This is a genomic window from Neobacillus sp., assembly GCF_031988165.1.
GTDB classification, from domain to species: Bacteria; Bacillota; Bacilli; order Bacillales; family Cytobacillaceae; genus Neobacillus; species Neobacillus rhizosphaerae.
In genome coordinates this window covers 25,560-39,108 of record NZ_DALZYO010000026.1, presented here as the reverse complement: position 1 = coordinate 39,108, position 13,549 = coordinate 25,560, and the positions used below count along the sequence as shown (strand labels likewise).

Here is a 13,549-nt window from a genome sequence, read left to right as displayed (position 1 = left end):
AATCATTTAGGACAAAGGCTTTGGAAATATCCATTTGAGTTATGCTGGAATCATATATTCGTATATTCAATAATGGATTCCATCCTTTTTAACACTTCATATTTTACTCCAAAAATTTTAATCTCTCCGCTTGTCGGTTTAATTAAATTGGCCATCATCTTCATTATAGTCGTTTTCCCCGCACCATTTGGACCAAGAACCTCTTAGATTTCTCTTTTTTTTACATTCATATTCACCTGAGAAATCACTTCTTTACCATGAAACACTTTTGTAAGAATGTTTGTTGTTAATAGATAAGACATGCTATATTCTCTCCTCAACAATTGATTACTCTTATTGTAAGATATGGAAATCTCTTTTTTCTTACTCATTTCTTACAAAAATCTTAAGTTCTTAAGAAATGCGCAAGCGACCGTTTAGCGGCGTATGAACTGGAGTGCTTCGACTGAGACAAAGGAAACTTACCGATTTACCCGTCATTTTGAATGATTTACCCGTCTAAAATTAGATTTTACCCGTCAATTTTTCTAGTCTACCCGTCACTTTCTCCATTTTACCCACTAACACCTTCAGTCCCCCTCCAAAAACAGCAAAAAGCCAGGCGTCATGCGCCTGGCTCAGGTAACTTTTCCTAGTGTGCTGATACAAATTCTAAATTTCAACCAGCATTGTAGGATAAATCCTTTAGTTTTCTTCTATTTCTTTACGGTTTTTCTTGAATAACCTAGACAATATTTCATAAACGATTGGTACAACAATTAGCGTTAATAACGTTGAACTTGTTAAACCACCGATTACGGTAATACCAAGACCTTTCGAGATTAAACCACCACCGCCTGAACCAAGGGCTAATGGGATTAACGCACCGATCGTAGCGATTGCTGTCATCAGGATTGGACGAAGACGCGTTGCCCCAGCTTCTAGTATCGCTTCACGCATACCCATTCCATCCCGTTCCATATGAATAATCCGGTCGACAAGGACGATCGCGTTCGTGACAACAATACCGATTAACATTAATAGACCCATCATGACAGAGACAGAGATGGTTTCACCGCCGATTAATAAACCAACAAATGAACCAATGACCGCAAATGGTAACGAGAAGAGGATCGCAAATGGTGCGACACCTTCACGGAATGTGACAACAAGGATGAAGTACACGATAGCAATTGCCGCAGCCATTGCTAAACCAAGTTTTGTAAATGTGTCATTCATGTCTGCCGTTACACCAGCAACATCAACTGTAACACCTTTAGGTAAATCTAATTTTTTTATATCTTTATCTACTTTAGATGTTACTTTTGAAATATCCGCACCTTTAATTTTCCCTGAAACGGTTGCGTAGTATTCACCTTTACTACGCGCAAGCGTATTTAAGGTTGTTCCTTTCTTCACAGTGACAAGTTCAGAAAGCGGCATTGTCGTACCAAGTGCTGTCGGTACTGGTGTTGCCAACATATCATCGATTGATTTTGGTTGGGCAGCTTGTTCTTGCTGAACGATGACATCCAATGTTTCACCATTTTTTTCAACCGTTGTTAACACATTTTGTGTTTTTGCTGGGCTTAACATCATGACGAGTTGCCCCGTTGTTAAACCATACTTCAGTAATTCATTTTGTTCTACTTTGAATGTATACTCAACGTAGGCATCCTCTGCACTTGAAGTAACATCTTTTAAGCCGTTATTTTTCTTCAAAACGCCTTCTACCATTTTTACAGATTTATTTAGTTTATCTAAATTTTCACTGTAGAATGAATAGCTGACTTCATTTGTAGACCCCGACATCGAACCGAAGTTCTGACTCTTCCATTTGCCTGTTTGACCAATGTTAGTCACATACTTTTCAATTTTATCACGGACTTCTGGGAAGTTATCCATTTTCGGGTCAAAAATAAGGTACATTAATGCACCGCCTGATCCGCCACCACCCATCATCGCTGCCGAGGTATCACCAGCTTTGGTTACGGATACTTGAACGATATTAATATCATCACGTTTGAGCATCTTCTCTTCGACTACTTTAATGTTTGCCTGTGTATCTTCCGGCAGCTCGCCTGCTTTTGGTGTGTACGATAAGTACATCACTTTATCTTCTTCACTACCCATGAAGCTAAAGCCGATTAAAGGCGTTAATGCCAAACTGCCTGCTAATAAAACAACAGCAAGGATTGAAGCAATTACTTTATGGTTAAGAACCTTTTCCAGGAACCATTTATACCATTTTGCTAATTCCCCAGCCTCTTTATGACTTTTCTTAGTCTTTTCACCATATAACTTTTTCTTAAATAAGAAGTGCGAAAGGGCCGGAACGATGGTAATCGCCACAAGTAACGAAGCCCCAAGCGCAAACGCCATCGTTAAGGCGAACGGCATGAACAGTTCACCGACCATTCCACCAACGAAGATCAGTGGTGCGAATACCGCAACCGTTACTAAGGTTGAGGACATGATTGGTTTGAACATTTCAATTGTCGCTTCACGTACAAGGGCGCGACCTGTTAATTTCTCTTCTTTTAAATGGAGTCGCCGATAAATATTTTCAACTACGACGATCGAGTCATCGATGACACGACCAATGGCAACCGTGATCGCACCAAGCGTCATAATATTCAGCGTAATATTCATCCAGTTTAGCAGCAGTAACGCCATGAAAATCGAAACGGGAATCGATACAATCGAAATAATCGTTGATTTGAAATCACGTAAGAATAGAAGGATAATTAATACGGCAATTAAACCACCAAATAACGCTTTTTCAATCATCGTTGATACGGAATCTTCAATTGGTTTCCCTTGATCAAGGGTTACATCAATGACAAGACCATCAACTTTTGCCTTTTCTTCTTTAACTAACTTCTTCACTTTGTTTACAACATCAACCGTGTTGGCTTGTTGACCTTTGACAATTTGAATCGCAATAGCGTCTTTACCGTTTGTACGGGAAATCGATTGTACTTTACCTACTACGTCAATTGTCGCAATATCGCTAAGCTTCACAAATGGTGACGGATTTGCGGCTGAAGGTGTGACAGGAATAAGCATATTCTTTAATTCATCAGCGGTCATGAACTTGCCGTCTATGGCTACAGCTTGTTCACCTTCTTTAAACTGGTAGAGTCCTAATGAAACAGCTAGGTTACTTGCTTGAATCATTTGTTTGACTTTATCTTCTGTTAAGCCAAATTGAGCCATTTTTGCTTTATTATACGTCAGGTCTACTTCTTCAATATGCTGACCTGTAATCGTTGCAGACGCAACACCATTGATTTTCTCGATTTTTGGTAATAAACTTTCCTGTACTGTTGACGTTAATCCAACAATATCCTCTTTTGAACTACTTACACTTAAGGCAACAACCGGCATCATGTTCATGCTAATGGCTGTAGTTGTAGGCTTTTGGGCTCCTTCTGGTAATTTCACTGCATCTAACGCAGATTGTAAGGCACGTTTCGCCTCATCCATATCTATACCATATTCGTATTCTACTTGAATACTGGACATGTTAGAATATGAATTTGAATAAACGGATTTCACATGGTCAAGGCCTTCTAACGCTTTTTCAATAGGCTTAGACACATCTTCCATTACTTTTTCAGGAGTGGCTCCAGGATATACGTCCATTACCATTAAGTAAGGAATCGAGATATTCGGAATCGTCTCCATATTCATCCTTGTACCTGAATAAATACCAGATACTGTAATGATGATGGTAAGCAGCCATACTGCTAGTTTATTTTTTAGGACAAAATTGACTAAACCCTTCACTATTACACCTACCCTAAATTGACTTATCAAGCTCATTTCCTTATAATAATGACTAATGAGTCATTTGTCAACGAATTGAGAGAAGCGCAAGCGCCTTGGTCGAGGGTGATATAGGGCGATTTAGCACTGGTAAGTGCTTAGTCGCCCTTAATGCGTACATAAAGCGTTAGCTTTTTGTAGCCAAGCACAAGACGAGCCTGCCGAAAGGTTGTTCTTTAACCTTTTGGACGGATTGGCTTGTGACCTCGAGCCCCTAAGCGCTGAAGCTGGACATCTTTGACCATAGGAGCGATCAAGTAATATGATAAAAAAACAACTAATTATGGAAAAAGCATTAGAACTTTTTGCAAAACAAGGTTTTGAAGCCACCTCAGTTCAGCAAATAACAGAGCATTGTGGTATTTCTAAAGGTGCTTTTTACTTATCTTTCAAGTCAAAGGACGAATTGATTTTAGCATTAATTGATCATTTTATGATGCAATTCATCTCTGAGATTGACTATATAGTCAGAAACACAAATGATGATAAAGAACTATTATATAAATTTTATTACGCAACGTTTGATTCTTTTCATAAGCAATCTGATTTCGCCAAAATTCTCATGAAAGAGCAAGGGCAAACAATTAATAAAGAATTAATTTTAAAAATGCATTACTACGACAGATTATTCGAGACAGTTATCTTATCAATGATTGAACGTTTATATGGCGAAGAGGTCAAACAAACAAAATATGATTTAATTTATTGTATTAAAGGCTTTATGAATACTTACTCTACGTTATTTTTATTCTATAATGCGCCGTTGGACGTGAACAAACTGTCTCAGTCGCTTGTGGAAAAAACAAATTTACTTGCGAGACATACAACTGTTCCCTTTATCTCACAAGAGCTTTTTCAAATGTTTAACCATCCAATGAATGAAGAAGGAACAAAGAAGGAACAGATCCTCGAAATCATGGAACAAAAAATAAAAGAAATGGTAGAACCGATTGAAAAAGAATCGTTAATCCTGCTAAAAGAGCAGTTACTTGAACCAACTTTAAGTCCTGCGATTGTAAAAGGGTTACTAGAAAACATTCGAAATCATCCTCATTGCAAATGGATCTCTTATTTACTTCGTGGTTATTTTGAGTTTTAAAAATTAAGAAAGACAGAACGCTTTTGCTTTTTAGCCTTCTGCCTTTCTTTTTAATATCTTTAGGACAAAACGTGACCATTTTCCCTTTCAATCAAACACTAATTTTAACAGTGGTATCTCACGGCGTTCTTATGTTATGGAAGAGTTGCTTATCTTTCGGGCAGATTTCTTCCTTAGTTCTCTTTTTAAAAGTTACCTGTTTGGGTGAATTATCCCCTTCCCCGTCTAAAAATAGAATTTACCCTTCTATTTTTTTATTTTCCCGTTGGTTTTTAACTAGAAGTTGCAATGCTAGAAGGTTAAGTAAGAAGATTCCCTGCTTACAGGGAACTGTTTACAAAACCTGCTCTTGCCCTTCGAAGTCCCTGCATCGGAAGCTGATTTAACGATGAAATTGGTGCTGGACGTACCTAGCTCCCCAATTAATCAATTGTTAGTAATTTATAAATATTTTTACTTTTAGACAAAATACTATTACTTTAAAATTTATTCCGATGCGCTAAAAACCTCCTCCAAAATAGAAATCGCTTAGTATCAAGGATTAAATAGAGATGGTTTATTATCCATTGATATATCAATATCATTTACCATTTTTTGCAATATTTGTTCTTTTCAAATCCGCGTTCACATAAAAATCCGACTGTGCTACTATCAATATCGGTTATGGAATTACATTCAAAGGCTCCTTCTTTAATAGGAACATATAAGTTCCTATCATCATGCTTTCCAAAATCATAGTTAAAAAAATTAATAATTCGAGGTGTATGATGAAGGCAAAGGAATATGTTGAAAAGGAAAATATAAAACTCTTAATGGAAATATTTCATCTTAAAAGTAATTTACATGAATTATATATTCAAAAAGGGTCTGCGAGCTCCGAATATATTTCACTATCAATTAAGCTAGATTTACTTATAAAAGAATACTTTGAAGAGAAAATAGTAAAACTCGTTAACATGCCAACATCTGAACTTATCGAGATTTGGAAACAAAATGAGTTTAATTATCTTGATACCATTAGAACAGTCCAAAAACTTGATGAAATAATATTTCAATAGCAAAGGCTGAGTAATGGTAGATAAAATTAGAACTACTTAAAAGTCGCTGATAAAAGTAGTAAAGTCGCTGATATATCATAAATGTCGCTGATAAAAGGAACATACTCGCTGATAAACCATTTTAATTCCAAGATAAACTGAATATAGCAAGACCTTTGAGCGAAAAATTGGTGGGATTAGCATTTAAAATCATGAAGTGAATAAAAATTTCCATCCTAATCAAAGGAATTAGGCAATTTTAGTAAGAAAAGCAACTGTATTTGCGAAAATCGCCAAATTTTTACAAAAAAATAAACCCCCTTAAAGGAGGTTTAACCATTTATATACCTATCCTGCCTCACTTGGCAGGTGTCATCTCAAAGATATGGTTTGCTCTTATTATGCTACCTGTATATTGATTTCAGTAATTATCAACGAAATCCATTCGTAACCTATTGTATGAAAATTAAAAAGCAGATTTTGCACCGAGATATCTAGTCTTCCAATACGATGATGTCATATCAGAGATGGTGACACCAGATGATGCAGCACTAATGAACTTGTTGTTTCCTAAGTAGATTCCAACATGTGATGGTCCTACTTTGTATGTTTCAAAAAAGACAAGATCCCCGACACTTGGCGAATTTACAGGTGTGGTTGCATCCCATTGTGACGCAGCTGTTCGTGGTAATGAAACGCCATGTTTATCAAATACATATTTGGTAAAACCACTACAATCAAATCCTGCAGGAGTATTTCCCCCCCAGCGATATGGTGAACCAATATATTTCTTAGCCTCATCAATAATTGTCTGTACTGTTGAAGTAGCAGTTGCCGGTGATTTTGCAACGGCTGCTGAATTGGACGGTGCCGCTGGTTTTTCAACCGCTGTTGAATCAGACGGTGCCGCTGGCTTTTCAACTGCTGTTGAGTCGGACGGTGTTGCTGGTTTTTCAACTGCTGTTGAATCAGACGGTGTTGCTGGTTTTTCAACTGCTGTTGAATCAGACGGTGTTGCTGGTTTTTCAACTGCTGCTGAATCAGACGGTGTTGCTGGTTTTTCAACTGCTGTTGAATCAGACTTCGCAATAGGTTTTTCGGTAGTCATAACTGCATTTGACCCCGCACTTCTCACAATTAGCTTTTGTCCTGCATAGATAGTATCAGTTGTTAATTGGTTCATTGATTTAAGTCGGGAAACCGATTGATTAAATCGAGCCCCTATCACAGAAAGGGAATCACCTTTCTGGACAATATATGACGTATTGTTAGAAGTTGTAGTAGATGTCAAAGCCGGAGTACTTGATATTTTCAATTGCTGACCGATCCGAATGAAATCAGATGTTAATCCATTTAAGTTCTTAAGGTCACTTACACTTGTACCATACGATTTTGCAATTACCCAAAGACTATCACCTGATTTAACTGTGTAGGTAAGTGATAGCTTTTGATTTACATAGATTGTATCACTTGAAAGATGATTCCAATCCTTTAATTGATTAATAGAAACATGGTTTACATTAGAGATTTTCCAAAGGCTATCTCCTGGATGAACTGTATATGTAGGTTCTTGTGCACTTGCAGAGGCTCCAAAAGCAGTAACTATAAGCCCAGCAGTTGCAGCTGCTGTTACTAGATTCTTTTTCAATTGTTGCACTTCCTTAAATGTCATTTATGTAATCTATAAATATAATAAATAAACTTAATACGAAAAACATCCACCAAATCTGGTTATTTATCAGTAATTTATAAATTAAATAACATAAATGGAAGTATATACGCTTAACATTACAAACAATAGAAGTACCACCGAATGCTAACCTATAAGGTGTTTAAACCCGATTTTCTCACCTTATTTAAAAGCTCTATGTAACCAATTTGTAATCTTTTTTTAATCTTTAATGAGATCATCTTCAACTATACTATTTAACTTATAATTAGGTTTTAACCCTACCCACTCATTATTCTACGATTCTCTAAAATATCATAATCTGTAATAAAAAACAGAATATTAAAAAAATACATTATAACCTTGAAAGAAAAGAGTATACATTGGTGTTTGACTTCATTATGTGATAGGTAAATTATTTTGTCTAATTCCTCGAAAAACGTTGACATATTTTATATAAAATTCTAAATTTATCATAGGGTGGTAAAAATACCCTATGATAATTTACATAATACCTATATTGGAAAGGAGTGAATGATATGAGTAATGAACAAACTCACACAATTATAGTGCAAAAGGCAGATGGAAATGGATTAGCCGTTGCCGGATTAGTATTGGGTATTATTGGCGTTGTTTTAAATATTATTCCATTTTTGCCTTATATCTTAGGAGTATTAGCAATCATTTTTGGTGCTGTTGGATTGAAAAAGACAGTAAAAAGAGGCATGTCTATAACTTCTATTATTTTAGGTGCTGTTACAATTTTAATGAAACTTTTATTCTGGATTGGCATAGCTTCATTGAGTTCTCTATAAGTAAGTTTTTTGCAATTATATTATTCTTTTTTAGGCGACTGGAATTCAGTCGCCTTTATTTATATCTGTTCATTTGAATAAAAACCATCTTAAAAGTCTTACTGCCAATTTGAATTTCCAATTTATCTACAAAAGAAAATATTATTTTCAGCATTAAAAAATGGTAGTAACCAATATGCATGGAAGGCTAAATTCGAGTAGCATCTGGTAGAATAATGATTGATACTAATATGGAGGAGTTCACATGACACCAGAACAAATTGTTAGAACATTTTTTGAGGAAGTACGCTCAGGTCATAATCCTGATTACGCAATAAACTTAATGGCAGAACAAGTAATAGCTCACCAAATGATTTCCGAAGAAGACGTTACCGTAATAAGAACCCCACATGATTATGCTGATCATGTCAGAGAGATGATCGAAGCCTACGGTACCTTTTCTGTAGACATTCAAGAAATGCTAGCTCATGGAAATAAGGTATATGTACGTTGGAAGCAAGTAGGCACACATGTAGGAGAAGTTGATGGGTATTCACCCACAGGACTCCCAGTTATTGAAATCGCCAGTGCAGTATATAGAATAGAAGAAGAAAAAATTAAAGAATATTGGATTCAAATTGATCGGTCTGGAATTCAAAAGCAATTAGAGCGCAATAAACTCAGGTAATATATTATTTTTCAAAAAAGCATTATCATCATCAAAGCAGCCGAATCATCGGCTTCTTTTGATGATTTATTTGACCTTACAATTCCTTTGAATTAAGGAAGTCCTTATCAGCGACTTTTCATGGTTTATCAGCGAGTCTGTCACTTTTATCAGCGACTTTTCATAGTTTATCAGCGAGTCTGTCACTTTTATCAGCGACTTTTCATGGTTTATCAGCGAGTCTGTCACTTTTATCAGCGACTCTAAAAAATGAGCGTAAACTCATTCCATGATCGAGAAATTCACTTCACTTTATCAACAATTGAAGCAATAAATTCGGAATTTGTTGGCTTTGGTATTGGCACGCTGCTTGTATATCCCAACAAAGAAGAAATGGCATCCATATTTCCGCGACGCCAACCCACTTCTATTGCATGACGACTGGCACGTTCAACACGGCTTGCAGTTGTGTTATATTTTTTAGCAATATACGGATATATGTTTTTAGTAATTGAATCAAGTAGAGTAGAATCATTACAAACCATACATATCGCTTCTCTTATATACAAATAGCCCTTTATATGTGCTGGAATACCCACTTGGTGTATGATGCTTGTTATGTCTTTTTCTCGGTTTCTTTCTAGTATTGCGTTATATTCCTTCTTTTCCTTTGATTTCGTTGCTGTATCTACGTCATCTCGTTCAATGATCTTTTGTTCTAATTGGATTATTTTCATCTGTTGTTCATGTAAAATCGTTTTTAACTCGTAAATTTCCCTTTGCATATTTTTAACATCACTTAATAATTCAATCAATATATCAGTAGTTTCTTTCATTTTACAATACCTTTCCTTTAACTAAACAAGTTTTACAAATATTATAACATTATCATTTGGTAATTATTATTTAAAAATATTTATCCTTTTCCTAGCCATTTGTGTTCAACGTTATCGGGATGGTGCCTGACACCGAGAGTTTTTTATAATGTACCTTTTTGAAAAAAACACCTCAATGATCGTTTAATTATCCAACCTATTCAATCGTTTATTAAATAGGTAATAAACCCTGTGATTGAGAGCTTTGGTTCATCTCGCAAGAAAAGATTTTGTCGAACAGCCGTTACGATTTCACAGAAAAAAGAACAATATTCCCCAGAAAATGATTCCATTCTAATGAACCTACAAGACTCAACGTATATCCCCATATTCCAACAACAATCATACCTTTGATTAAATCTATCCTTTTATCAGCGAATTTTATGATTTATCAGCGAAAATCAAGGTTTTATCAGCGAATCTCATCCTACCGTTTATTGTTACTTACCACTAATACAATTTTTACATCAACCACCATGATAGATTGAAATTACTAGGATGGCGCCTAGCACCAGATTTTGTTCACAAAATTCATGTAGTGACAGGTACCGAAAGCCATGGTAACCTAAAATATGAGAATACTGTTTCATATATGTAAAAATGGTTATTATATCGATTTTTTGTTTCATTATTTCCATCAAGTGAGAGGTAGTTGTAGGAATGAAAAGACTTTTTCGAACGACAATAGAACAATTAATTCACCCCATAGCTAGTATGGGAGCTATTCATCCTCAAATTTATGATCACTTGAATGCTGTTATCAAATTAGACACGGACGGAAACCTCGTTTCTTATAACCACGCATTTGCTAAACAATATGGGTATATTGATCAGGATTTCACAAAACCATTTTTAGATGTCTTCATTAAATATGAAACAATTGTAGAAAAACAATTTTTTGAAAAAGCGCTCTTAGGCATGAAGCAAAAATTTAATGCCATGGGGCGCTGTAAAAACGGAAAGACCATCGATATCAACGTCACACTTATTCCTATAAAAACGAATGCTGGCATGGATATCTATGTAATCGTAAAAAATATTACTGAATATAAAGCGCTGGAAGAAGAACTGCTTCGATTCAAAAAGCACCAGGATACCTTTAATGCGCTTGAAAATATTTGCAATTTCCACTACGATGCCATCAACGATCGCCATTATTTTTCTAAACAATTTCCGGTTATTTTCGGAATAAATGGGGGAAAAAAGGATTCCCCCACACTTAACCAACTTTTACAATATGTACATTCTGACGATCGCAATCGAGTAAAACATACAATTGAAAAGGCTTTAAGTGATAGGACTGGGTATCAAATAGAGTATAGATTACTTAGAAGAGATAAAACCGTTCGTTACCTTTATGAACATGGAGAAATTCTTCTCGATAAAAAGGGAAATCTTGATGGTTTGATTGGATTTATTCAAGATATCACAAGCAGCAAAATTTATGATCATGTATCCGAAAGAGAAAAACAGTTAAATCAGCTTTATAGCAACCCTGATATAGGAATTTGGTCGACGAATGTCCAATCTGGTCAATGCCTAAACAGTTCAAAGGGTAGCGAAAAGATAAGTGGTTATTCAACAGAAGAATTTAATAATGGAATCCTCTGGACCTCTATTATTCACCCAGAAGATTTACCCAATTATTTGGAAGGTCAGCGAAAATTAGAAGCTGGAAATACCCTACATCACCAATACCGCATTATTCATAAGAATGGTGACATTAGATGGGTGCAGGAGTATGCGATTCCAACCTTAGATGCTGACGGAAAACTTATTCAATTAAATGGCCTAAGTACAGATATTACAGAGCAAAAAGTATTAAATGAAAAAGTTAAGTATTTGTCTGATTATGATTACTTAACGAAACTGCCAAATCGACAAAAGTTCTACGAAAAGCTACAACAACTAACGGATGAGTATGCTAAAAGTAATCAAAAATTTGCGATTATGATTTTCGATATGGACCGTTTCAAATACGTTAACGATACGCTCGGACACCAAATTGGCGACGAATTGTTAATACAAATCTCTGAACGTCTTTCTACACACTTAACTTCCGATGATATGCTTTCCCGCCATGGCGGTGATGAATTTATCGTATTAATAGGAAAGATGGGTTCGATTGAGTCACTGAAAGAAAAGGCTGATCAAATGATTGAAAGTTTAAAAGAGCCTTTCTATATTAAAGACTTTCAATTGTATGTGACGGCAAGTGTTGGGATTAGTACATACCCTTATAATGGAGTAAGTAGTATCGAATTATTACGAAATGCTGATCTTGCGTTATACAATTCTCAAAAAAGTGGTAAAAACAATTATAAAATAATCTCTCACTCTAGTAGTATTCAGTCATATAAAGCCTTTAGCATTGGACGAGATTTAAAAAAAGCCATAAAAAATAATGAAATGACTCTTTTTTATCAACCTCGAGTCGATGCGCATTCCAATCAAATCATTAGTGCAGAAGCTCTGATCCGATGGAATCATCCAGAATGGGGGATTATTTCTCCCCACGAATTTCTCACGATAGCTGAAGAAATTGGTTTAATTACAGAAATAGATGATTGGGTCTTAAAAGAAGTATGTAATCAAATAAAAAGATGGAAAATAGAGCAACAACAAACTGTCCCAATTTCCATTAACATCTCTGCTGTTCATTTTATGAAACCAGATTGGCCTAGTACAGTCGCAAAAGTAATTCGAGAAGCAGGCATTCATCCTGATGATTTAGAATTTGAAATTACGGAAAGTTTGTTATTAAATAATAAAAAAATGGTAAAAAACACCATTGATTCATTAAAAGAATTGGGAATAAAAATTGCATTAGATGATTTTGGAACTGGCTATTCTTCCCTTGCCTATTTAACAAAATTTCCATTTGATGTGATTAAAATTGATAAATCATTCATACGGAACATGGACCAAAGCGATCGAGACTTGTTTATCGCAAAATCGATAATTTATATGGCCAAAGGATTACAAATAAAAGTCGTCGCAGAAGGTGTGGAAACGATTCAGCAATTAGAAATTCTGCAAAAAGAGCAATGCGATGAAATTCAGGGCTATTTATTTAGCCACCCAGTTCCAACAGATGAGTTTGAACCGATTTTACAAAAAAAGACATTGCCACCAATGGACCCTAAATTAAAAGCAAAACAAAACAAACGAAAACATGACCGACTTCATTTCCCCTATCCACTTGCGGCTGATATGCGGCTTATATCCATTGCAGGTCGTAGTATGCAATTAGGAAAATCAAATGTATTAATTGAAGATATGAGCATTGGCGGTCTTCGCTATGTTTCAAACCTAAGATTACCTGTTAGAGGGGATGTCCAGTTTGAGTTTAAAACGGAAATCCTTGGTAAGCCCCTTCAATTGAATGGAAGTATTGTTTGGAAAGAAGAAATTAACGAGGATCTTATAGAATACGGCATTAAGTTTATCATGGGTGAAGACGAACAGACTTCATTGGCTAGTCTGCTTGATACTTTTAATGAATTATTAAAAAACAGCACAAGCCTCCCCCCATATAAACTAGTAAAAGAAGATAAGTATCAGTACTTCAAACAGTTAAATAGTAACCAATCTTAAA

General features: G+C 35.5%; 6 protein-coding genes and 3 pseudogenes. 5 read left to right on the top strand and 4 right to left on the bottom strand.

Annotation, left to right across the window (positions count from 1 at the left end; genetic code table 11):
• Positions 1 to 62: 62 nt before the first annotated feature.
• Together RTR43_RS16190 and RTR43_RS16185 are read right to left on the bottom strand one after the other, a co-directional pair.
• Positions 63 to 302: pseudogene (locus RTR43_RS16190) on the bottom strand (ATP-binding cassette domain-containing protein); the annotation flags it as partial.
• Between the two features lie 382 nt (positions 303 to 684).
• Positions 685 to 3,771: an efflux RND transporter permease subunit gene (locus RTR43_RS16185; protein WP_312473261.1), complete on the bottom strand. Its 3,087-nt coding sequence runs from the start codon at positions 3,769 to 3,771 to the stop codon at positions 685 to 687.
• 301 nt (positions 3,772 to 4,072) lie between these two features.
• Between RTR43_RS16185 and RTR43_RS16180 the strand changes: the two genes are divergently transcribed.
• A complete protein-coding gene (locus RTR43_RS16180; RefSeq protein WP_312473260.1) occupies positions 4,073 to 4,909 on the top strand; it encodes a TetR/AcrR family transcriptional regulator in 837 nt (278 codons plus the stop codon).
• Between the two features lie 764 nt (positions 4,910 to 5,673).
• Entirely contained in the window at positions 5,674 to 5,967 is a 294-nt protein-coding gene (locus RTR43_RS16175; RefSeq protein WP_312473259.1) for a Spo0E family sporulation regulatory protein-aspartic acid phosphatase, read from the top strand.
• A gap of 445 nt (positions 5,968 to 6,412) precedes the next feature.
• Here RTR43_RS16175 and RTR43_RS25745 read toward each other — a convergent pair.
• Positions 6,413 to 6,751 (bottom strand): annotated as a pseudogene (locus RTR43_RS25745) (C40 family peptidase); the annotation flags it as partial.
• A gap of 1,403 nt (positions 6,752 to 8,154) precedes the next feature.
• Between RTR43_RS25745 and RTR43_RS16165 the strand changes: the two are divergent.
• Together RTR43_RS16165 and RTR43_RS16160 are read left to right on the top strand one after the other, a co-directional pair.
• On the top strand, positions 8,155 to 8,430 hold the full coding sequence (locus RTR43_RS16165; protein ID WP_312473257.1) for a DUF4190 domain-containing protein: 276 nt from the start codon (positions 8,155 to 8,157) through the stop codon (positions 8,428 to 8,430).
• Positions 8,431 to 8,674: 244 nt separating this feature from the next.
• Positions 8,675 to 9,097, top strand: a complete 423-nt coding sequence (locus RTR43_RS16160; RefSeq protein WP_312473256.1) for an ester cyclase — start codon at positions 8,675 to 8,677, stop codon at positions 9,095 to 9,097.
• A 281-nt stretch (positions 9,098 to 9,378) separates the two neighbouring features.
• Here RTR43_RS16160 and RTR43_RS16155 read toward each other — a convergent pair.
• A pseudogene (locus RTR43_RS16155) lies at positions 9,379 to 9,705 on the bottom strand (sporulation initiation factor Spo0A C-terminal domain-containing protein); the annotation flags it as partial.
• 906 nt (positions 9,706 to 10,611) lie between these two features.
• Between RTR43_RS16155 and RTR43_RS16150 the strand changes: the two are divergent.
• A complete protein-coding gene (locus RTR43_RS16150; RefSeq protein ID WP_312473255.1) occupies positions 10,612 to 13,548 on the top strand; it encodes an EAL domain-containing protein in 2,937 nt (978 codons plus the stop codon).
• The last annotated feature ends 1 nt before the right edge of the window (position 13,549 follow it).

Excerpts from the sequence above, each read along its gene's own strand:
- RTR43_RS16150 (WP_312473255.1), top strand. The coding sequence starts at position 10,612 with ATGAAAAGACTTTTTCGAACGACAATAGAACAATTAATTCACCCCATA.
- RTR43_RS16175 (WP_312473259.1), top strand. The coding sequence starts at position 5,674 with ATGATGAAGGCAAAGGAATATGTTGAAAAGGAAAATATAAAACTCTTA.
- RTR43_RS16165 (WP_312473257.1), top strand. The coding sequence starts at position 8,155 with ATGAGTAATGAACAAACTCACACAATTATAGTGCAAAAGGCAGATGGA.
- RTR43_RS16180 (WP_312473260.1), top strand. The coding sequence starts at position 4,073 with ATGATAAAAAAACAACTAATTATGGAAAAAGCATTAGAACTTTTTGCA.
- RTR43_RS16160 (WP_312473256.1), top strand. The coding sequence starts at position 8,675 with ATGACACCAGAACAAATTGTTAGAACATTTTTTGAGGAAGTACGCTCA.